This is a genomic window from Nocardia coubleae NBRC 108252, from assembly GCF_001612805.1.
Classification (GTDB): Bacteria; Actinomycetota; Actinomycetes; order Mycobacteriales; family Mycobacteriaceae; genus Nocardia; species Nocardia coubleae.
The window spans coordinates 161,665-182,896 of sequence record NZ_BDBD01000016.1 but is presented as its reverse complement, the minus strand read 5'-3'; the positions used below and the strand labels follow the sequence as shown (position 1 = coordinate 182,896).

Annotated in this window: 21 protein-coding genes; 12 read left to right on the top strand and 9 right to left on the bottom strand. The window is 67.7% G+C overall.

Features of this window, described 5'->3' with window-relative positions; genetic code table 11:
- Positions 1-28 precede the first annotated feature (28 nt).
- Entirely contained in the window at positions 29-217 is a 189-nt protein-coding gene (locus tag NCO8_RS16765) for a ferredoxin (RefSeq protein WP_067640707.1), read from the bottom strand.
- A gap of 157 nt (positions 218-374) precedes the next feature.
- On the opposite strand from NCO8_RS16765, the gene NCO8_RS16760 reads away from it, so the two are divergent.
- Both NCO8_RS16760 and NCO8_RS16755 read left to right on the top strand, forming a co-directional pair.
- On the top strand, positions 375-1,568 hold the full coding sequence (locus NCO8_RS16760) for an acyl-CoA dehydrogenase family protein (RefSeq protein WP_067492311.1): 1,194 nt from the start codon (positions 375-377) through the stop codon (positions 1,566-1,568).
- Between the two features lie 23 nt (positions 1,569-1,591).
- Complete coding sequence (locus tag NCO8_RS16755) at positions 1,592-2,809, top strand: acyl-CoA dehydrogenase family protein (protein WP_067640705.1); 1,218 nt, start codon at positions 1,592-1,594, stop codon at positions 2,807-2,809.
- Between the two features lie 169 nt (positions 2,810-2,978).
- On the opposite strand, the gene NCO8_RS16750 is transcribed toward NCO8_RS16755, so the two are convergent.
- On the bottom strand, positions 2,979-3,551 hold the full coding sequence (locus NCO8_RS16750; protein WP_067640701.1) for a TetR/AcrR family transcriptional regulator: 573 nt from the start codon (positions 3,549-3,551) through the stop codon (positions 2,979-2,981).
- 99 nt (positions 3,552-3,650) lie between these two features.
- On the opposite strand from NCO8_RS16750, the gene NCO8_RS16745 reads away from it, so the two are divergent.
- Positions 3,651-4,829, top strand: a complete 1,179-nt coding sequence (locus NCO8_RS16745; RefSeq protein ID WP_067640699.1) for an FAD-dependent monooxygenase — start codon at positions 3,651-3,653, stop codon at positions 4,827-4,829.
- A gap of 145 nt (positions 4,830-4,974) precedes the next feature.
- Here NCO8_RS16745 and NCO8_RS16740 read toward each other — a convergent pair whose 3' ends face one another.
- A complete protein-coding gene (locus tag NCO8_RS16740; RefSeq protein WP_067640698.1) occupies positions 4,975-6,618 on the bottom strand; it encodes an acyl-CoA synthetase in 1,644 nt (547 codons plus the stop codon).
- Between the two features lie 59 nt (positions 6,619-6,677).
- On the opposite strand from NCO8_RS16740, the gene NCO8_RS16735 reads away from it, so the two are divergent.
- Entirely contained in the window at positions 6,678-7,460 is a 783-nt protein-coding gene (locus tag NCO8_RS16735; RefSeq protein WP_067640695.1) for a crotonase/enoyl-CoA hydratase family protein, read from the top strand.
- Positions 7,461-7,511: 51 nt separating this feature from the next.
- On the opposite strand, the gene NCO8_RS16730 is transcribed toward NCO8_RS16735, so the two are convergent.
- On the bottom strand, positions 7,512-7,928 hold the full coding sequence (locus tag NCO8_RS16730; RefSeq protein ID WP_067492273.1) for a VOC family protein: 417 nt from the start codon (positions 7,926-7,928) through the stop codon (positions 7,512-7,514).
- 150 nt (positions 7,929-8,078) lie between these two features.
- On the opposite strand from NCO8_RS16730, the gene NCO8_RS16725 reads away from it, so the two are divergent.
- A complete protein-coding gene (locus NCO8_RS16725; protein WP_067640693.1) occupies positions 8,079-9,077 on the top strand; it encodes a sigma-70 family RNA polymerase sigma factor in 999 nt (332 codons plus the stop codon).
- Positions 9,078-9,090: 13 nt separating this feature from the next.
- Here the strand turns inward: NCO8_RS16725 and NCO8_RS16720 are convergent, their stop codons facing one another.
- A complete protein-coding gene (locus NCO8_RS16720; RefSeq protein WP_067640691.1) occupies positions 9,091-10,626 on the bottom strand; it encodes an acyl-CoA synthetase in 1,536 nt (511 codons plus the stop codon).
- A gap of 22 nt (positions 10,627-10,648) precedes the next feature.
- Positions 10,649-11,686, bottom strand: coding sequence for an LLM class F420-dependent oxidoreductase (locus tag NCO8_RS16715; protein ID WP_067640690.1), 1,038 nt, complete (start codon positions 11,684-11,686; stop codon positions 10,649-10,651).
- 61 nt (positions 11,687-11,747) lie between these two features.
- On the opposite strand from NCO8_RS16715, the gene NCO8_RS16710 reads away from it, so the two are divergent.
- The 5 genes from NCO8_RS16710 to NCO8_RS16690 are packed head-to-tail and all read left to right on the top strand — an operon-like array spanning position 11,748 to position 16,191.
- Positions 11,748-12,716 (top strand): Zn-ribbon domain-containing OB-fold protein, encoded by a 969-nt coding sequence (locus tag NCO8_RS16710; protein ID WP_067640688.1) that lies wholly within the window; start codon positions 11,748-11,750, stop codon positions 12,714-12,716.
- Positions 12,717-12,732: 16 nt separating this feature from the next.
- Positions 12,733-13,746 (top strand): thiolase family protein, encoded by a 1,014-nt coding sequence (locus tag NCO8_RS16705; RefSeq protein ID WP_067640855.1) that lies wholly within the window; start codon positions 12,733-12,735, stop codon positions 13,744-13,746.
- Positions 13,743-14,912: a thiolase family protein gene (locus NCO8_RS16700; RefSeq protein WP_067640686.1), complete on the top strand. Its 1,170-nt coding sequence runs from the start codon at positions 13,743-13,745 to the stop codon at positions 14,910-14,912. Before NCO8_RS16705 ends, NCO8_RS16700 begins: the two co-directional genes overlap by 4 nt.
- Positions 14,909-15,793, top strand: a complete 885-nt coding sequence (locus tag NCO8_RS16695) for a TIGR03619 family F420-dependent LLM class oxidoreductase (protein WP_067640684.1) — start codon at positions 14,909-14,911, stop codon at positions 15,791-15,793. The genes NCO8_RS16700 and NCO8_RS16695 overlap by 4 nt, the downstream gene beginning before the upstream one ends.
- Positions 15,790-16,191 (top strand): nuclear transport factor 2 family protein, encoded by a 402-nt coding sequence (locus NCO8_RS16690; RefSeq protein WP_067492266.1) that lies wholly within the window; start codon positions 15,790-15,792, stop codon positions 16,189-16,191. Before NCO8_RS16695 ends, NCO8_RS16690 begins: the two co-directional genes overlap by 4 nt.
- A gap of 58 nt (positions 16,192-16,249) precedes the next feature.
- On the opposite strand, the gene NCO8_RS16685 is transcribed toward NCO8_RS16690, so the two are convergent.
- Positions 16,250-17,530, bottom strand: a complete 1,281-nt coding sequence (locus NCO8_RS16685; RefSeq protein ID WP_174550339.1) for a cytochrome P450 — start codon at positions 17,528-17,530, stop codon at positions 16,250-16,252.
- Between the two features lie 132 nt (positions 17,531-17,662).
- On the opposite strand from NCO8_RS16685, the gene NCO8_RS16680 reads away from it, so the two are divergent.
- The gene (locus tag NCO8_RS16680) at positions 17,663-18,826 is read left to right on the top strand and encodes a steroid 3-ketoacyl-CoA thiolase (RefSeq protein ID WP_067640851.1); all 1,164 of its coding nucleotides are present in this window, start codon (positions 17,663-17,665) and stop codon (positions 18,824-18,826) included.
- Positions 18,827-19,191: 365 nt separating this feature from the next.
- A complete protein-coding gene (locus NCO8_RS16675; RefSeq protein ID WP_019044759.1) occupies positions 19,192-19,608 on the top strand; it encodes a helix-turn-helix domain-containing protein in 417 nt (138 codons plus the stop codon).
- A gap of 77 nt (positions 19,609-19,685) precedes the next feature.
- On the opposite strand, the gene NCO8_RS16670 is transcribed toward NCO8_RS16675, so the two are convergent.
- On the bottom strand, positions 19,686-20,717 hold the full coding sequence (locus tag NCO8_RS16670; RefSeq protein ID WP_067492265.1) for a hypothetical protein: 1,032 nt from the start codon (positions 20,715-20,717) through the stop codon (positions 19,686-19,688).
- Positions 20,714-21,229 (bottom strand): M78 family metallopeptidase domain-containing protein, encoded by a 516-nt coding sequence (locus NCO8_RS16665; protein ID WP_067640682.1) that lies wholly within the window; start codon positions 21,227-21,229, stop codon positions 20,714-20,716. The genes NCO8_RS16670 and NCO8_RS16665 overlap by 4 nt, the downstream gene beginning before the upstream one ends.
- Positions 21,230-21,232: the final 3 nt, after the last annotated feature.

The window sequence follows — 21,232 nt, the reverse complement described above, 5'->3', positions numbered from 1 at the left end:
ACGTGTTTCACCATCCGACAAGAGGCGATCACGCCAATCTCAGCGCGGCCTTCGGGCACTGCGCCACCGCCTCCTCCGCATCGGCGACACGGTCGGCGGCGATATCGCCCTCGGCGACGGTCAGCTGATCGTCGTCATCGAGTTCGAACATGTCAGGGGCGATTCCGACACAGACGCCGTTCGCTTCGCAGCGGTCGAAATCGACGATGATCTTCATGGGATCTTCCTTCCAGACGGTCTCGGCGAGAGTAACCCGGATGGCATACCTCGCGCGGCGGAACCGGCACCGATTCACTGTCAATACTGGAACATGTTCCAGTCGCTGTGCAATGATCGGCTCACCGAAGCTGGAGTTCGACACCGAGGTGGGAAGCATGCGCGTCGCGTACACGCCGCAGCAGGAAGAATTGCGCGCCGAGCTGCGCGCGTATTTCGCCGGGCTCATGACACCGGAGCGCAAGAAGGCGCTGAGCCTGCAGACCGGCGAGTACGGCGAGGGCGACGTATACCGCGAGGTGGTGCGTCAGATGGGCCGCGACGGCTGGCTCACCCTGAGCTGGCCCAAGGAGTACGGCGGCCAGGACCGGACCACCATGGATCAGCTGATCTTCGTCGAAGAGGCCGCCATCGCGGGTGCGCCCGTCCCGTTCCTGACGCTCAACTCGGTGGCGCCGACCATCATGCAGTACGGCACCGAGGAGCAGAAGAAGTTCTTCCTGCCCCGCATCGCCGCCGGTGAGCTGCACTTCGCGATCGGCTATTCCGAGCCGGGCGCGGGTACCGACCTGGCCTCGCTGCGCACCGCCGCGGTGCGCGACGGTGACGACTTCGTCATCAACGGTCAGAAGATGTGGACCAGCCTCATCGCCTACGCCGACTACATCTGGCTGGCCGTGCGCACCGACCCCGCTGCCAAGAAGCACAAGGGGATCAGCATGTTCATCGTGCCGACCTCCGCCGAGGGCTTCTCCTGGACGCCGGTGCACACCATGGCCGGGCCCGACACCAGCGCCACCTACTACCAGGATGTTCGCGTTCCCGCGTCGTCGATGGTCGGCCCGGAGAACGGCGGCTGGTCGCTGATCACCAACCAGCTCAACCACGAGCGGGTGGCGCTCACCTCGGCCGGGCCACTGTCGCTGGCCGTGGCGCAGACGACGGCGTGGGCCCGCGACACGCTGCTGCCCGACGGTTCTCGCGTGATCGACCAGGAATGGGCGCGGCTGAATCTGGCCCGCGTACATGCCAAGGTCGAATATCTGAAGCTGCTGAACTGGGAGATCGCCAGCCGCGCCGACCAGGGCGGCGAGGCCGCGCCGCGTCCGTGGGATGCCTCGGCGTGCAAGGTGTACGGCACCGAGCTGGCCACCGAGGCCTACCGGCTGCTGATGGAAGTGGTCGGCGCCGACGCCTACCTGCGCCAGGACTCCCCCGGTGCGGTGCTGCTCGGCAGGCTGGAGCGGATGCACCGCGCCGCCCTGATCCTCACCTTCGGCGGCGGCACCAACGAGGTGCAGCGCGACATCATCGCCATGACCGCCCTGCGCCAGCCCGCCGCCGCCCGCTGATCCACGAAAGCCGGTAAACCGCTATGGATTTCACCCCTACCGAAGCCCAGACCGACCTCGCCCGCCTCACCGGCGAGGTCTGCGCCAAACTCGTCACCGCCGATCGGCTGCGTGAGCTCGACACACCGGGCCGCTTCGACGAGCAGCTGTGGAAGGCGCTCGCCGAAACCGGCGTGCTCGCTGCCGCACTGCCGGACGCGCTGGGCGGCAGCGATTTCGGCGAGCTCGAGCAGTCCGCTGTCCTGCGTGAACTCGGCCGTTCCGTTGCCGCGGTGCCGTACCTGTGGTCGATCGTGCTCGGTGCGGGTGCGCTCGCGCGGTTCGGCGCGGCGGACCAGCATGCGCTGGCACAGCGCGCAGGGGCGGGTGAGGTGGTGCTGACGGCGGCCCTGTCGGCGTCGCTGCACGATCCGATCGGTGCACCCGGGATCACCGCGACTCCTGCCTCTGCCGACAGCCCCGCCTCCGCGGCCGATCCGGCGAGCAGCAACCCGACCGCCGCCGGTATCTCGGCCACCGATTCAGCCGGTGACGATTCGCCTTCGCGCGGCACGGGTGCCGCGTGGACATTGACCGGCGTCGCGACGACCGTCCCGTACGCGGACCGGGCAGAGCGAATCCTGGTCCCGGCGTTGATCTCCGGCAATGACTCGGCTGCAGGCACCGTGGCGGTATTCCTGGTCGACCCGGCGAATGCCGTGGTGACGCCGCAGCAGGTCGTCGACCTGTCCCCCGAATTCCTCGTCGAGTTCGCGAATACCCCGGCCGAACTGCTCTGCACCGTGGAATCCGGCGCCGACATCCTCACCTGGCTGCGCGAGCGCGCCTGGCTCGGCCTCTCCGCCCTGCAGCTCGGCACCCTGGAACGCGCACTCGACATCACCGCCGAGCACACCCGCACCCGCGAACAGTTCGGCAAGGCCATCGGCTCCTTCCAGTCGGTGGCCCAGCGCCTGGCCGACGCCTACATCGACATCGGCGGCCTCCGCCTCACCGTCACCCAGGCGGCCTGGCGCCTGTCCGAGGGCCTGCCCGCCACCGAATCGGTCCACATCGCCAAGTTCTGGGCAGCCGAAGCGGGCCACAAGGTCGCCCACACCGTCGTCCACGTCCACGGCGGCCTCGGCATCGACCGCGACCACATCACCCACAACTACTTCACCGCCGCCAAGCACCACGAATTCGCCCTCGGCGGCGCGACCCCCCACCTCCTCGCCCTCGGCGCCCAGCTGGCGGGATAAGCGACAACCGCCGCGCGCCGCGTTTCGAGCCGGCGGTTCGACCTGCCGGCCGCCCGCTGCGACCACGACTTCGACGCGGTCGCAGCGGTTTTCGCATACTCGTGAGCTCGCGACGCTTCATCCGACGGGTTGCGCATACCGATGCCGACCAGGGCTGTCGTTCACCGACTCATAAGGTCAAGTAGCGCTGCAAGGTCGGCGCGATGTCGGTGACGATCTGAGTTGGAGCGAGAGCCACCACCGGCGGTAGGCGCAGGATGTAGCGGCACAGGGCCAGGCCGAGGAGTTGGGTGACAATCAATCCGGCCCGGCGCGGGGCGTCGGCCGGATCGCCGAAGCGCAGGACCGCGGGGAGGACCTGGGCGGCGAAGATTTCGCGGACTCGCTCGGCTACCGCGTCGTCGGTGATCGAGGTGCGCAGCAGGATCAGCAGGACGGTGTTGTCGTTGTCCTCCCAGATGGTGAGGAAGCGGCGGATCAGTAACTCCCCCAATGCGTTCGGTTCGGCGGCGCCGAGGTCGGGGAGGTCGAGGTCGATCTGGGCCGCTGCGGCGAACAGTCCGTCCTTGGAGCCGAAGTAGCGCATCACCATCGATGGATCGATGTCGGCGTCGGCGGCGATGGCGCGGATGGTGGCCTTGGCGTAGCCGTCGGCGGCGAAGCGGGCGCGGGCAGCGGCGAGGATGGCCGCGCGGGTGGCATCGGAGCGTCGGACCGGCTGCTCTTGCGGTGCGGATGGCATGCCAACGATTGTAGGCCAACAACTGTTGACTTTCTAGCGCCCCCAGCTCTACCGTTATGCCTACAAGCGTTGGCAAACACTCGTTGACCAGGAGTCGAAATGGCCGCCACCACCCTCCCCGCAACCACTTCCGTCGTCATCGTCGGCGCGGGCCCCGCCGGCCTCACCACCGCGATCGTGCTCGCCGAAGCGGGCATCGATCACGTGCTCATCGACCGTCTCGCCGAGGGCGCCAACACTTCTCGCGCCGCCGTGGTGCACGCCAGGACACTCGAGGTGCTCGACGAGCTCGGTATCGCCGACGAACTCGCCGGACTCGGCATCGAGGTGCCGACCTTCAAGGTGCACGACGGCCCGAAGACCCTGGCCACCATCGAATTCGGCGGCCTGCCGACCGCGTTCCCCTACACCTTGATGGTCCCCCAGGATGTCACCGAGCGCGTCCTGCTCGCTCGCCTCCACAAGGCGGGCGGTCGGGTGCACCGCCCGATCACGGTGACCGCGGTCCGTAACGAAAAAGACTCCGCCACCGTCGAATACGTGAACGCCGACGGCACACCGGGCAGCATCGCGGCCGACTACGTGGTCGGCACCGACGGTATGCACAGTGTGGTCCGCGAGCAGGCGGGCATCGGCTTCACCGGCGACACCTACCCCGCGTCGTTCGTCCTCGCCGACGTCCGGATGACCTGGCCGTCCCCGCGTAGCGAGGTATCCCTACACCTTTCACCCGAAGGCGTCACCGTCGTCGCCCCGCTCCCCGACGCGGGCGGCGAGCGCTACCGCGTGGTCGCCACTGTGGACGAGGCACCCGAACACCCCACGCGCGAGGACATCCAGGCCGTCCTCGACGCCCGCGGCCCGGCGGGCGAGGTCCGCGTCGACGAGGTCCTGTGGAGCTCACGCTTCCGCGTGCACCACCGCGTCGCCGACCGGTACCGCGCCGGCCGTGTCCTGCTCGCGGGCGACGCCGCCCACGTCCACAGCCCCGCGGGCGGACAGGGCATGAACACCGGCATCCAGGACGCCGCCCTGCTCGGCACCCTGCTCGCGAAAGTCGCGGCGGGCGAGCCGGATTCCCTGCTCGACGCCTACGAAACGACCCGCAGGCCCATCGCGACCGAAGTCGTCGCCTTCACCGATCGCATGACGAAAATGGCCACCCTCGGCTCCACCCCCGCCCGCACCCTCCGCAACGCCGCCATGCGCGTCCTCACCCGAATCCCCGCCGTCCGCACCCGACTCGCCTACCAACTCGCCGAACTCCGCGCCCGCTGAGCCACCACGCTCTGGTGACGGCAAAGCCCGAGAGGCCGCCGCCACCAGAGCGTGGTGATCACATGTCCAGCGGTGGCGCAGGCCCGGTAGACGCGAATCGGCCCGCTCAGCGAGATGCTGGGCGGGCCGATTCGATGGTGTCACCTCAGGAGGCGCCTGCGTCGGCGTGCTCATCGGCGGGACGGGCGTCGGTCTGCTCCTTGGCCCAGCGGTAATCGGGCTTACCGGCGGGTGAGCGCTTGATCTCGTCGACGAACCACAGGCTGCGTGGCTGCTTGTAGGAGGCGATCTCCTGGGTGAGCAGCGGCCTCAGCTCGGTGAGGGTGGGGCGCTTGTCACCGCGACACTGGACAACGGCACACACCCGCTGACCCCACCGCTCGTCCTCCACACCCACGACGAGCGCGTCGAAGATCTCGGGGTGGGCCTTGAGCGCGCCCTCCACCTCTTCGGGGTAGATCTTCTCGCCACCGCTGTTGATGCTCACCGAACCACGGCCGAGCATGGTGACGGTGCCGTCCTCCTCGACGCGCGCGTAGTCGCCGGGGATGGCGTAGCGAATCCCGTTGTACTCCTTGAACGTCGCGGCCGACTTCACCTCGTCCTTGTAGTAGCCGAGCGGGATGTGGCCGCTGCGCGCGAGCATGCCGACGACGCCGGAACCCGGCTCCACCGGCTTGCCGTCCTCGTCGAGCACCTGGGTGGCCGCGTCGATCTTCACCCGCGGACCACCGGTGTGGGTGGCGCCCTTGGTTACCAGCGCCAGACCGCCGAAGCCGGTCTCCGAGGAACCGATGGAGTCGGAGATCATCCGGTTGGGCAGCACCTCGAGGAACTTGTCCTTGAGCGAGGGCGAGAACAGCGCGGCGCTGCTGGCGAGCACGTACAGCGTCGAGAGGTCGTAGGGCTCACCGGTTTCCGGGTTGCCCTCGGCGAGCGCGTCGAGCATCGGGCGCGCCATCGCGTCACCGGTGATGAAGAGCAGGTTCACGCCGTGCTTGTCGACGGCCTGCCAGACACCGTGCCCGCTGAACTCCGGAATCATCACGGCCTTGCCACCACCGAACAGGCTGTGGAAGGTGGCCCACTGCGAGCCGCCGTGGATCATCGGCGGGATCGGGTAGCGCACCATCTGCGGATTGGCGGCGCCGACCTTGGCCAGCTCCCATTCGTCCTTGACGTATTCGCCGGTCACGAAGTTGATGCCCGCGCCGAGCACCCGCCAGACGTCCTCGTGGCGCCACATGACGCCCTTGGGCAGGCCGGTGGTTCCGCCGGTGTAGAGCATGTAGATGTCGTCGGGCGAGCGTTCGCCGAAGTCGCGCTCGCCGGACGAGTCGGCAAGAACCGCCTCGTATTCCACCGTTCCCGGTGCGGTCGGGGTGTCGGTGCCGTCCTCGACGACGATCACCGTCTTCAGGGCGGGCACCTTGTCGCGCACCGCGGCCACCCGGTCGCTGTAGCGGCGCTCGTGGATCAGGGCGACCATGTCCGAGTTGTCGAAGATGTGTAGTAACTCGTTCTCGACGTAGCGGAAGTTGACGTTGATCATCACCGCCCGCGCCTTGAAGACGGCGACCATCGCTTCGACGGCCTCCACGGTGTTCCGGCTGTAGATTCCGACTTTGTCGCCGGGACGCACACCCTGTTCCAGCAGGTAGTGGGCCAATTTGTTGGCCCGCTCCTCCAGTTCGGCGTAGGTCGACTCGCGATGTTCGCCGACCAGCACGATCCGGTCGGGCATCAGGTCGACGGCGTGTTCGACGAGATCGGCTATGTTGTAGCTCACAAAGACAAAAATAGAACGTGTTACTGTTTCTGACAAGGCTTAACGTCAGGAGACATCGAATGGCCCACTGTCTGGTCGAGAAGCGAGACCACGTCCTCATCGTCACCATGAACCGTCCGGAGGCGCGTAACGCCTTGTCCGGCGAGATGATGGCGATCATGCGCGACGCCTGGGACCAGGTCGACAGCGATCCCGACATCCGCGTCGCGGTCCTGACCGGCGCGGGCGGCGCGTTCTGCGCGGGGATGGACCTGAAGGCGATGAGTTCGTCGCATCCGGGTGACACCGCCGCGGGCGGCGGCTGGGACCCGGCCTACCTCCCGGCCCTGCTGAAGGGACGGCGGCTGAGCAAGCCGCTCATCGCCGCGGTCGAAGGCCCGGCCATCGCCGGGGGCACCGAGATCCTGCAGGGCACCGACCTGCGCGTGGCCGGGGAAAGCGCCAAGTTCGGCGTCTCCGAGGCCCGCTGGGGCCTGTTCCCGCTCGGCGGTTCCGCCGTGCGCCTGGCCCGCCAGATCCCCTACACCGTGGCCGCTGACCTGCTGCTGACCGGTCGGCATATCACCGCAGCCGAGGCCAAGGAGATCGGCCTGATCGGCCACGTGGTCCCCGACGGCACCGCCCTCGACAAGGCCCTCGCCCTGGCAGGCCAGATCGCCGACAACGGCCCCCTCGCCGTCCAGGCGATGCTGCGCACCCTGCGCGAAACCGAGGCCATGCCGGAGAACGAAGCGTTCCCCATCGAGGCGAAGATCGGCATCGAGGTCTTCAAATCGGCCGACGCCAAGGAAGGCCCCCGGGCCTTCGCCGAGAAGCGCAAGCCGAACTTCACCGGCTCCTGACACGCCACAGGGCGCCGGGGCATGTGCCCGGCGCCCTGTCCGCAACGGTGCTTACGCCCCGGGGTAGTTCATGAAGAACGGCTCCCACTGGTGGCCGTCCGGGTCGATGAAGGTGCGGCCGTGCATGCCTACCTGTGCCTCTTCGGCGCGCTTGTCGTCGTTGACTTCCTCGCGCGCACCGGCCGCGACGGCGGCGTCGGTCAGCGCGTCGACCTCCTCGGCGCTCCCCAGCGACAGCGCGTAAGCCGCGGCGACCTGGCTGCCGGTATCGGCGATGGGACGCTTGCTGAACGTCGTGAAGAAGTCCTTGGTCAGCAGCATGAGGCAGATGTTGTCGTCGACGACGATGCAGGCCGCGTTCTGGTCGGTGAAGTCCTCGTTGACCTTCCACCCGAGCGCCTCGTAGAACCCCTTGGAGCGGTCGAGGTCGGCGACGGGGAGGTTGATGAAGATCATCTTGCTGCTCATGGTTTTCAGCCTTTCGGAGCGTCGTTGCGGTCTCGTTCATGTAGACGCTGTGACGCGTGGGGATTCATCGCCGAACCGGAAAATTCGCGAAATCTCGATAGTCCGATTCGTCCTCTGTCGGCTGTCGGACCCCTGTGGCATCGTGAAACCATGACGGACGCCACAACCGCAACCACCGGACCGGACCCCGAGGTCCTCGCCGAATTCGAAACCCACCGGCGCGAGTTGTGCGCGTACGCCTACCGCATGCTCGGCTCCTCCTTCGAGGCCGAGGACGCGGTGCAGGAGACGTTCACGCGCGCCTGGCGCTCCTACGATTCCTTCGAGGGCCGGGCGAGCCTTCGCTCGTGGCTCTACAAGATCGCCACCAATATCTGTCTCGACATGCTCGACCGCCCGCAGAGCCGAGCCAGACCGATGGATCTGAACGGCCCGGGCCGCCCGGATTCACCGCTGCCGATGCCGCAGCCGGATTACGTGTGGATCGAGCCGATCCCCAACGCGCTCGCCTTCGGCGCCGACCCGGCCGAGCACGCCTCGACCAAAGACACCTTGCGCCTGGCGTTCGTGGCCGCGTGTCAGCATCTGCCCGCCACCCAGCGCGCGATCCTGATCATGCGTGAGGTGCTGCGCTTCTCGGCGAGCGAGACCGCCGAGGCGCTGATGATGTCGCCCGCGTCGGTGAACAGCGCGCTGCAACGCGCCCGCTCGACGATGTCGAAGGTGCAGCCGACCGTCACCGACGGCTTCGACGACACCGACCCCGATCAGCGCAAGCTCGTCGACGACTTCGTGAAGGCCTTCGAGGCCTACGACATGGACGCGCTCACCACCTTGCTGAAAGCCGATGTGGCGCTGTCGATGCCGCCCTTCGACCTCTGGATCTCCGGTCCGGAGAACGTGGCGGCGTTCATGCTCGGCACCGGAAGTGCCTGCCGCGATTCGCGGATGGTTCCGCTGGAAGGCGCCAACGGCCTGCCCGCGTTCGGCCATTACAAGCCGAGCGAGGAGCCCGGCGTCTGGGTGCCGTGGTCGATCACGGTGCTCGAACTCGAGGGCGACACCATCGCCGGCCTCAACTTCTTCCTCGACACCCAGCGCCTGTTCCCGCTGTTCGGCCTGCCGCCCGAGTGGCGCGAAGCCGCCTGAGCGGCAGGCTCTTTCAGAGCAGCCGGCGCTTGTACAGCTTCCCGTTGGGGTCGCGTGGCAGCTCCGCACGGTATTCCACCGTGCGGGGCAGCTTGTACTTGGCGAGCTGACCGGCCGCGAAGGCGAGCAGATCGGTGGTGAGTTCGTCGTCGCCCGCGACACCGTCGACCGGCTGCACGAACGCCTTCACCTGCTGACCCCAATCCGGGTCGGGCACACCGAGAACCGCCACGTCGGCGACCTTCGGGTGGCTCATCAGCACGCCTTCGATCTCGGCCGGGTAGATGTTCACGCCGCCGGACAGAATGAGGTCCGAGCGCCGGTCGCAGAGGAACAGATAACCGTCCTCGTCGAGGTAACCGATGTCGCCGACGGTGAACAGATCACCGACGCGCGACTCCTCGGTCTTCTCCTTGGCGTGGTGGTACTCGAAGCTCGAGGCGCCCATCTTCATGTAGACCAGGCCCTCTTTGCCCGGCGGCAGTTCGGTGCCGTCGGTCTCGTCGAGGATCTTGATGACCGACCACGGCCAGGCCTTGCCGACCGATCCCGGCTTGGCCAGCCATTCGGTCCCGGAGATCACCGTGCCGCCGCCCTCGGTGGCGGCGTAGTACTCGGTGACGACCGGACCCCACCAGTCCAGCATCTGCCGCTTGGTCTGCGGCGGGCACGGCGCGGCGCCGTGCACCATGCTGCGCAGCGACGACACGTCGTAGCGGGCGCGTACCTCTTCGGGCAGGGCGAGCAGGCGGTGGAACTGGGTGGGCACCATGTGCGAGTGGGTCACCCGGTGCCGTTCGATGAGGGCGAGCATGTCCTGCGCGTCCCACCGGTCCATCAGAACGAGCTTGTGCCCCAACTGGATCGAGATGGTCGAGAAGTTCAGTACGGCGGTGTGATAGAGCGGCGAACCGCAGATGTGCACGTGGTCGTCGTAGGGCGCCAGCCCGAAGAGGCTGAAGAACGCCTTGTTCGGCGCGGGGACCTCGTCGGGATCGGCGCCGGTCAGCGGGCGGCGAACGCCCTTGGGGCGCCCGGTGGTTCCGGAGGTGTAGAGCATCGGTGCGCCGACCGAACGCTCGCCCGGCCTGCCGGTATCGGCCGCGCCGAGCCACGACACCGGCCGGAAGCCCTCGATGGTGCCCACGGCGAACCGCGCGTCGGCGGGGAGTCCGGCCTCGTCGGCGGCCGCGGCGGCGGTGGCGGCGAACCGTTCGCTCGCCAGGAAGGCCGAGGCTTCACTGTCCTGGAGGATGTAGGCGATCTCGGGCGCGGTCAGATGCCAGTTGACCGCGACGATGTAGAAACCGCACTGGTAGGCGGCGAAGTACGCGGCGATCGCCTCGACGCCGTTGTGCAGCATGCTGACAACGACGTCTCCGGTTCGCAATCCGATCCCGCGTAGCCCGTTGGCGTACCGGTTGGCGAGGGTGGCCAATTCTCGATAGGTGATCTCCCGGCCGTCCGGGTCGACGACGGCGACCCGCTCGGGTTCGGCCGCGGCGATATTCCACAGTCCGAGGATTTCCGTTGTCTGCTGACTGCTCACCCCTACGAATTTAGAACGTGTTCTACCGCGTAACAAGGGGTTGGAGCCGACGAAGTTGTTCAGCATCGGAAACCGAGATCAGCATCATGGTCACACCGGCGTCCTCCCATTCCCGCAATCGGGTGCGGACGTGCGCCTCGTCGCCGAAGATCGCGGTGTCGGTGATGAGCTCGTCGGGCACCGCGGCGGCGGCCTCGGCCTTGCGCCCGGCCCGGAACAGCGCCGAGATCTCGTCGACCTCCTTGTCGTAGCCCATCCGCTTGTAGACCTGGGCGTGGAAGTTCAGCTCGGGTGCGCCCATGCCGCCGATGTAGAGCGAGGTGACCCAGCGCATCCGCTCGATCTCGGCGGCCGGATCGTCGGTGACCACCACCTGCGCGCTGGCCGCGATCTCGAAATCCGCACGTGAACGCCGTGCGCCCGGCCGCGCGAAGCCCTCGTCGAGCCACTCGTTGTACATGCCGGCCAGGCGCGGGGCGTAGTAGATCGCGAGCCAGCCGTCGGCGATCTCGGCGGTCTGCGCGATGTTCTTCGGCCCTTCGGCGCCGAGCCAGATCGGCAGGTCGGCGCGCAGTGGATGGACGATCGGCTTGAGCGGTTTGCCCAGGCCGGTGGCGCCGGGACCGGTGTAGGGCAGGCCGTAGGCCTGGCTGTCGGAGGTCACGGGAGCCTCGCGCGCCAGCACCTTGCGCACGATGTCGACGTACTCGCGGGTGCGCCGCAGCGGCTGCGCGAACGGCTGCCCGTACCAGCCCTCCACCACCTGCGGGCCGGATACGCCGAGCCCAAGAATGGCCCGGCCACCGCTGAGATGATCCAGCGTGAGCGCGTGCATGGCGGCCGCCGCCGGGGTCCGCGCCGACAACTGGGCGACCGAGGTACCAAGCCGCACGCGCTGCGTGGCGGAGCCCCACCAGGCCAGTGGGGTGAAGGCATCCGACCCCCAGGACTCGGCCGCGAACACCGCGTCGAACCCGGCCTCCTCGGCCGCGACGACCATCTCGCCCGCGTTCGTGGGCGGCTGCGCACCCCAGTATCCGAGTTGCAGTCCGAATTTCATGGCCGACGCCCTTTCCGGCGAATCCTTGCGTGCAGAATAAGAACCTGTTCTACTCGATATCGTGACCCAGGGGAATACCGCAGTGGAAGTATTGAGTGCACCCCTTCGGGTGCAGTTCGACTACACCAGATCCGTCGGACCGATCATCGGAGCCTTCCTGACCGGACTGCGTGAACGCCGCATACTCGGCGTGCGCGGCAGTGACGGCCGGGTGCTCGTGCCCGCCCAGGAATACGATCCCATCACCTCGGCCCCGCTGGCCGAACTGGTGCAGGTGGAGACGACCGGCACGGTGCGATCGTGGACGTGGGTGGCCGAGCCGCTACCCGGTCAGCCGTTCGACCGCCCGTTCGCCTGGGTGCTCGTGCAGCTCGACGGTGCCGACACCAGCATGCTCCACGCCCTCGACGTGACCGAGCCCGCGCAGGTGAGCACCGGTATGCGGGTGCGCGTGCGCTGGGCCGAGGAACGCGCGGGCACCATCGCCGACATCGCCTGCTTCGAGCCGGGCGAGGGCGCGACCGCGCCACCCGCCGAGTACGCCGCCGAGCCGGTGACCGTGCTGGTGACGCCTGTCGACATGAGCTACAAGCACACCGCCTCGCCCCAGGAGAGCGTGTACCTGCGTGGCCTCGCCGAGGGCAAGCTGATCGGCGGCCGCTCCGAAGCGGGCGGGGCCGTGTATTTCCCGCCGCGCGGGGCCAACCCGACCGACGGCACCCCCACCGACGACCTGGTCGAACTGCCCGACAAGGGCACGGTGACCACCTTCTGCATCGTGAACGTGCCGTTCCTCGGCCAGCGGATCAAGCCGCCCTACGTCGCCGCCTATGTGCTTCTCGACGGTGCCGATATCCCGTTCCTGCATTTGGTCCTCGGGTGCGAGGCGTCCGAGGTGCGCATGGGTATGCGGGTCGAGGCCGTGTGGAAGCCCCGCGAGGAGTGGGGCCACGCGCTGGCCAATATCGACCACTTCCGCCCGACGGGTGAGCCCGATGCCCCGTACGAGTCCTACCAGCACCACCTCTGAGAGAGGCGACGTGACTATTCCCGAAATCGCGGTGGTGGGGTTCGCCCACGCACCGCACGTGCCGGAGACCTTCGGCACCACCAACGGCGTCGAGATGCTCGTGCCGTGCTTCCAGCAGCTCTACGCCGACCTCGGCATCACCAAGTCCGACATCGACTTCTGGTGCTCGGGTTCCTCGGATTACCTTGCCGGGCGAGCCTTCTCGTTCATCTCGGCGGTCGACGCGATCGGCGCGGTGCCGCCGATCAACGAGTCGCACGTGGAGATGGACGCCGCGTGGGCGCTCTACGAGGCGTGGGTGAAGCTGCTCTCCGGACAGGCGCAGACCGCACTCGTGTACGGCTTCGGCAAGTCGTCGGCCGGCACGCTGCGCCAGGTGCTGACCAGGCAACTCGACCCGTATCTGGTCGGCCCGCTGTGGCCCGATGCCGTTTCGGTCGCGGGCTTGCAGGCGCGCGCCGGCCTCGACGCGGGGCGTTGGACCGAACAGGACATGGCCGCCGTCGCCGGTGGTGACATCGAATCTTTGCTCGCCGCACCGTATGTCGCCGACCCGCTGCGGGCGCACGACATCGCGCCGATCACCGACGGCGCGGCCGCGATCGTGCTCGCCGTCGGCGACCGGGCACGCGAGCTGTGCGAGCGCCCGGCCTGGATCACCGGCATGGCGCACAATATCGACGCCCAGGGGTTCGGCGTCCGGGACCTGACCCGTTCGCCGTCCACCACCCGCGCGGCCGCCGCCGTGACGCGGGGCAACACCGACTTCGACGTGGCCGAACTGCACGCACCGTTCAGCCATCAGCAGCTGATCCTGGCCGAGGCGATCGGCCTGTCCCCCGACACCACGATCAATCCGTCCGGCGGTGCGCTCGCGGCCAACCCGATGTTCGCGGCGGGTCTCGAGCGGATCGGCAATGCCGCCACGGCCATCATGTCCGGCACCGCGAACCGGACCCTCGCCCATGCGACCAGCGGCCCAGCGCTGCAGCAGAACCTGGTCGCCGTCCTGGAATCCGAGGCATCATGAGCTTCCCCGCAGCGGTGCTCGGCACCGGTCAAACGCATCACGTGACAAAACGTGCGGACGTGTCCATGGCGGGCATGTGCCGTGAGGCGATCGATCGCGCGCTCGACGACGCGGGCCTGACCATCGACGAGATCGATGCGGTCGTGGTCGGCAAGGCGCCCGACTTCTTCGAGGGCGTCATGATGCCCGAGCTGTACCTGGCCGAAGCACTCGGCGCGATCGGCAAACCGCTGCTGCGCGTGCATACGGCGGGGTCGGTCGGCGGGTCGACCGGCATCGTCGCCACCAACCTGGTGCAGGCCGGTGTGCACGGCAAGGTGCTCGCGATCGCGTGGGAGAAGCAGTCGGAGTCGAATGCCATGTGGGCGTTGTCGATTCCGGTGCCGTTCACCATGCCGGTCGGCGCGGGCGCGGGCGGATACTTCGCCCCGCACGTGCGCTCCTACATCCGCCGCTCCAACGCGCCCATGCACATCGGCGCCCAGGTGGCGGTGAAGGACCGGCGCAACGGTGCCAAGAATCCCCTCGCGCACCTGCACCAGCCCGACATCACCCTCGAATCGGTGCTGGCCTCCCAGATGCTCTGGGACCCCATCCGATTCGACGAGACCTGCCCGTCTTCGGACGGCGCCTGCGCGGTGGTGCTCGGCAACGCCGAGGCCGCGGCCGCCGTCGAGGCACAGGGCAAGACGGTCGCCTGGGTGCACGGCACCGCGATGCGCACCGAACCGACCACCTTCTCCGGGCGCGATCAGGTGAATCCGCGGGCCGGTCGGGACGCGGCCGCCGCCCTGTGGGCCGCCGCGGGCATCACCGATCCGCTCGAGGAGATCGACGTCGCCGAGATCTACGTGCCGTTCTCCTGGTTCGAGCCGATGTGGCTGGAGAACCTCGGCTTCGCCGCCGAGGGCGACGGCTGGAAGCTCACCGACAAGGGCGAGACCGAGATCGGCGGCCGGTTGCCGGTGAACCCGTCGGGCGGAGTGCTCTCGTCCAACCCGATCGGCGCGTCGGGCCTCATCCGTTTCGCCGAGGCGGCCAAGCAGGTGATGGGCCGGGCGGGCGACTACCAGGTGGCGGGCGCGCGTAAGGCCCTCGGCCATGCCTACGGTGGCGGGTCGCAGTACTTCGCGATGTGGGTCGTGGGAAGCGAGCGCCCCGAATGAAATTCACCCTCGGTGTCGCACTGAGCCCGCTCGACCAGCTCACCGAGCTGGCCAAGACGGCCGAGGAGTGCGGGTTCACCTCGATCGGCCTGCCCGACTCGCTGTTCTACATGAAGTCCCAGAGCGCCGACTACCCGTACACCCCGGACGGGAGCCGGTTCTGGGGCCCGGAGACACCGTGGGTGGATCCGCTCATCGCCGCCGCGTCCATGTCGGCCGTGACGACGAACCTGCGGTTCTACACCAACGTGCTCAAGCTGGGCTCCCGCAATCCGCTGCTGCTGGCCCGCCAGGTCGGCTCGATCGCCAACATGTCGGGCAACCGCTTCGGCTTCGGCGTCGGAATCGGCTGGGCACCCGAGGAATTCGAGTGGTGCGGCGTGCCTTACGCCAAGCGTGGCGCCCGGGTGGACGAGATGATCGAGGTCATCAAACTCGTCCTCGACGGCGGCATGGTCGAGTACCACGGCGAGTTCTTCGACTTCGACCCGTTGCAGATGAGCCCCGCTCCCACCGAGCGGGTGCCGTTCTACATCGGCGGCCACACCGGTCCGGCCCTGCGCCGCGCGGCCCGTGTGGGCGACGGCTGGACCTCGGCGATGATGAAGTTCGACGAGCTCACCGGGACCATCGCGACCCTGCGCACGCTGCGGGCGGAATACGGCAGGGACACCGAACCCTTCGAGATCCAGGCGGTCTGCATCGATCGCCACGGCCGCAGCGGCTATCAGGACCTGGCCGACGCCGGTGTCACCGACATCATCGTGGTGCCGTGGCTCTTCGACGGCATCGGCTTCGACGGCGAACTCGCCGCCAAGCAGGACTCGCTGCGCCGCTTCGCCGAGAAGTACATCGCCGATCCGATCGTGGCGGCGTCGTGAACGCGCGCGATGCGGGATTGGCCTCGCAGGCCGCGGTCCGGGCCAAGGACCGCGCGGCCTGGATCGCGTTGTTCGCCGAGGACGGGATCGTCGAAGATCCCGTCGGCCCGTCGGGTTTCGACCCCGAGGGCGTGGGTCATCGTGGCCACGAGGCGATCGGCGCCTTCTGGGACAAGGCCATCGCCAACACCGACTCGATCGAGTTCCTGTTCGAGGACTCCTTCGCGTGCGGCAACGAGATCGCCTTCACCGGCCTGATCCGCACAACCATGGCCGGCTACCTCATCGACGCCGAGGGCGTGTTCACCTACAAGGTCGACGCCGACGGCAAGATCGCGGCCCTACGTGCCTTCTGGGAGGTCGACCGGGCGATGGCGACCAGCCGCAAGGCCTCCTGAACGCCGAAAACACAACAGCCCCGGTCCTTTCGGTCCGGGGCTGTTCTGTCTGGTGGCCTCAGTGCGAGACCGGGCATCCCTTGGTCTTGTAGTCGACCGGGAGCTCCTTGATGCCGTTGAGCCAACCCGAGCGCAGACGCTTGGGGTCGCCGATCTTGGTGATGTCGGGCAGGTGGTCGGCGATGGCGTTGAAGATCAGCTCGATCTCCAGGCGGGCCAGGTTCGCGCCGACACAGAAGTGGGCGCCGGTGCCGCCGAAGGACAGGTGCGGGTTCTCCTTGCGCATGATGTCGAACTTCTCGGGGTTCTCGAAGACGTCCTCGTCGAAGTTCGCCGAGCGGTACAGCATCACCAGGCGCTGGCCCTTCTTGATCTGCACGCCGCCGAGTTCGGTGTCCTCGAGCGCGGTGCGCTGGAAGGAGGTGACCGGGGTGGCCCAGCGGATGATCTCGTCGACCGCGCTGGCAGGGCGTTCCTTCTTGAAGAGCTCCCACTGATCGGGGTTCTCCATGAACGCGATCATGCCGTGGCTGATCGCGTTGCGGGTGGTCTCGTTGCCGGCGACCGCGAGCACGATGACGAAGAAGCCGAACTCCTCCGCGCTCAGCGACTCACCGTCGACGTCCGCCTCGATCAGGGTGGTGACCAGGTCGTCGGCCGGACAGGCCTTGCGCGCCTCGGCCATCTGGTACGAGTAGCCGAGCAGCTCCATCGACGCCGCGACGGGGTCGACATCGACATTGTCGGGGTCGTCGTAGCCGGTCATGTCGTTGGACCATTCGAAGACCTTCATCCGGTCTTCCTGCGGCACACCGATGAGTTCGGCGATCGCCTGCAGCGGCAGCTCACAGGCCACCTGGGTGACGAAGTCGCCGCCGCCCGATTCCGCCGCGGCCTTCACGATCTTCTCCGCGCGCGAGGACAGCTCGGCGCGCAGGCTGTTCACCGCGCGCGGGGTGAAGCCCTTGGCGATCAGCTTGCGCAGCTTGGTGTGTTCCGGGGCGTCCTTGTTCAGGATGACGAAGCGCTGCAGCTCGATCTGCTCGCGCTTGATGTCGTCGTTGAAGCGCGGGATCGCGGTGTTCTCGTAGGTCGAGAAGACATCGCTGCGGCGCGAGACCTCCTTGACGTCGGCGTGCTTGCTGACCACCCAGAACCCGTCGTCGTGGAAACCACCCACCTCGGGCGGCTGCGGGTTCCACCAGATCGGCGCCGACCGGCGCAGCTCAGCGAACTCCTCCGCCGGGACACGCTCGGCGTAGATGGCCGGGTCGGTGACGTCGAACCCCTCGGGCAGGTTCGGCAGGGTACCCGTGGCTTCGTTGCGCGGATCTACCACCAGATGTCTCCTTCGACAAACTGAAACACGTTCTACAATCATTCAAGCACAGGGTATGCCACGACGGAAGAACCTCGCGGTTTTGCCCCGCTTACATAAACAGAACACGTTGCAGTTCAGAGGGAGATGCAGATGGGCACACCGGTAATCGTCGAGGCAGTGCGAACCCCGATCGGCAAGCGGCGCGGGCGGCTTTCCGGCCTGCACGCGGCCGAACTGCTCGGCCTGGCCCAGCGTGGACTGCTCGACCGGGCAGATCTCGATCCACTCGAGGTGGAGCAGGTGATCGGCGGTTGCGTCACCCAGGCCGGCGAGCAGTCCAACAACGTCACCCGCGTCGCGTGGTTGCACGCGGGCCTGCCGTGGCAGACCGGCGCGACGACCATCGACGCCCAGTGCGGTTCGGCACAGCAGGCCAACCACCTCGTCGCGGGGCTGATCGCCACCGGGGCCATCGACATCGGTATGGCGTGTGGCGTGGAGGCGATGAGCCGGGTGCCGCTCGGCGCCAATGTGGGCACAGAGGCGGGACCGCGCAGGCCCGAGTCGTGGTCGATCGATCTGCCCGATCAGTTCGGCGCGGCCGAGCGAATCGCGCGGCGGCGCGGGCTCACTCGCGAAGACCTCGACCGATTCGGCCTGCGCTCACAGCAATTGGCCGCCGCCGCCTGGGCCGAAGGCCGTTTCGATCGCGAGGTGCTGCCCGTGGTCGCGCCCGTGCTCGACAGCGAGGGCGCGCCGACCGGCGAGAAGGCCGAGGTGACCCGCGACGAGGGCTTGCGCGCCAGCACGATCGAGGGCCTGGCCAAGCTCAAGCCGGTGGTCACCGACGGCCTGCACACCGCGGGTACGTCGTCGCAGATTTCCGACGGCGCGGCCGCGGTGCTTCTGATGGACGAAACCGTCGCCCGCCGAAAGGGTTTGCGACCGCGCGCACGGATCCGCACCCAGGTACTCGTCGGCGCCGAACCGGAGTTCCATCTGGACGGACCCGTGCAGGCATGCACGCGACTGCTGGAACGCTCGGGAATGGCGATCGGCGATATCGATCTTTTCGAGATCAACGAAGCATTCGCGGCGGTTGCCCTTTCGTGGGCTTCTGTACATCAGCCGGACATGGAACGGGTAAATGTCAACGGCGGTGCGATCGCAATCGGGCATCCTGTCGGTTCCACCGGTTCTCGTCTGATCACGACCGCATTACACGAGCTCGAACGCACCGGCAAGGGAACCGCGATGGTTCTCATGTGCGCCGGTGGAGCCCTCGCGACCGGCACGATCATCGAACGGCTGTAGACTGGACGTACCGAAACCGGGCGCCCAGGTTGAACATTCATCTCCAGGCGCCCGGAACGTGTCGTACGCCACACGATCCGAGGGGCGAGGGGGATGATGAGACATCAGCAATCTTTGGGCTATCATGGGTCCGAGGTGGAAGACCCCCGCGACGGGCACGAACTCCGGCACCCATCGACTCCACAAGAGTCGTTGACGTGACCCCGCAAACGCGGCCGTCGCGGGCCCTGTACGCAGGTGAGCGTCGGAATCCGCAGAGAAATCCTGAATCAGGCGTAGGTTTTCAGTTACTGAGCCGCTAATATCAATGATACGTATCCGAGATAACGACTGTTAGTACAGTGAAGGGAATTGGGCGGCTCACAATGGCTGATTTCGCGGCGCGGCTGAACAAGCTGTTCGAAACCGTGCATCCCCCGGGGCGCAAGCCGCACACCAACGCAGAGGTTGCGGCTGCGCTGACTGCCTCCGGGCATCCGATCTCCAAGCCGTATCTCTCGCAGCTGCGGTCGGGACAACGAACCAACCCGTCCGACGAGACGGTGGCCGCCCTGGCGAAGTTCTTCAAGGTCAAGCCTGACTACTTCTTCAACGACATCTACGCGGCCAAGATCGATCACGACCTGGAACTGCTTGCGCAGCTGCAGGGTTACGGGCTGCGTCGTCTGTCCAGCAGGGCATTCGACCTCTCGGAAGAATCACAGAATCTGCTCACCTCCATGGCGGAGAAGTTGCGGGCCAGCGAAGGCTTGCCCGAAATTCCTCCGGACGGAACGGAATAGGAACAACCAGGCGGATACGCGAAGAACGGGCCTGAGCCGGTGGAAACACCAGCTCAGGCCCGTTCTTGTTGTCGGTGTCAGCTCGACGCGGCGGCGTTCTGCGGTGCGCCCGCCGTCGCCACCGCCACCTCGTATCGCTTCGCCAGCGCCAGCACCCAGCCGCGTGGGCTCACGCCGGGCGGCGGTGCGATCCAGCGCGCGTCTACGAACAAGTCCCCCAACGGGTTTCGCGCCCACTCGGCCACCACGGCCGCGCGCTCGGGGACGGAGTTCGGCGGCTCACCCGCCGCCGGGATGACGATTCCGCTGCCCGAGAGCAGATACAGCGCGTCCATCACCTGGGCCACGTGATCGGAGGCCTTCAGCTGCGCCGAGGTGGCGTTCTGCTCCGGTGCGACGACCTCCGGGAACCGGCCGACCATCAGCTTGTGCAGCGGGCGGATGCGCCGCAACAGGATTCGGGCCCGCCACCACAGCTCGATGACGATCGACACCGCGCCGAGCGAGATCAGCAGGCTCGCGATCTCCCACGCCTGCCAGCCCCACGTCGGCTGACCGGGCGGGGTCGGCTCGGCACCCTGGAAGGCGCGGCCGGCGTTGGCGAAGGCCAGCACGGCCACCAATGCCGTTCCCGCCGTGTAGATCGCGATGCCGCGCCCCAGCGTGGTCCAGTCCAGATTGCGCAGACCGGTGGTGACGATGAAGACCGCGCCGAGCGCTACGACGATCCAGCCGAAGGTGAACGACCAGGCCAGCGTCAGCGCGATGGCGAGCGCGCCGATGCCGTAGACGATCATCGCGACCTGGCGCAGGTTGCGTCGCGACACGACCGGCCAGGCGGCGGACGCGACCACCGACGTGGCGGTGGTGAACAGGATCCACGCCGAATCGACGATGCCCGTGGACAGCCAGCCGCTGTGCAGGCCGCCCGGGAGCAGGTTGTCGACGGCGACGGCGATATCGGGGATGGCGACGGTCGAGGCGAGTGCGACGGCGGCGACCGCGACGACGATGGCCACGCGGGCCGTTGTCGCGGGCTTGACGAGCACGCGTCCCACTCGCGCACCCGCGGCAACCCAGACCAGCAGGGCTGTCAACCAGAGTGTCATCCGAGTGCCTCATCGAATCGAAGGACCGAGACGCCTGCGCCCCGGTTGTTGAAGACGCGCAGTCGTGTCATGAGCATGGCCGCGAAGGTCTCGGCCTCCCACTCGGCCAGGTCGTCGGCTCCGTCCTCGACGATCTGGGCGTGGGCGCGCTGACTGAGCATGTAGGCGATGAGGTCGTCGCTGACCTCGAGTGTCGTCTCGACCGCGGGCGCGCCCTCGTGGTCGAACACGATGTGGCCGAGTTCGTGGGCGAGGGTGTGGTCGCGGCTGGGCAGGGCGTCGGCGAGCACGATGATGTCGCGCTCGGGGTAGAAGCGCCGTTGGCCGCAGATGCCGGGGCCCAATTGCGCACTGGTGATCTCGATTTCGCGCTGCCGCTCGAGCGAGACCGCCGCGACCACCTCATCGAGGGTGGTCGCGTCGAAGTCGGCGGCGACCGCGCACACCGCGTCGACGGCGGCGGCGACGCGACGATAGGACCGCGAGGTGGACTGGGTCTTGCTCTTGCTCATCGA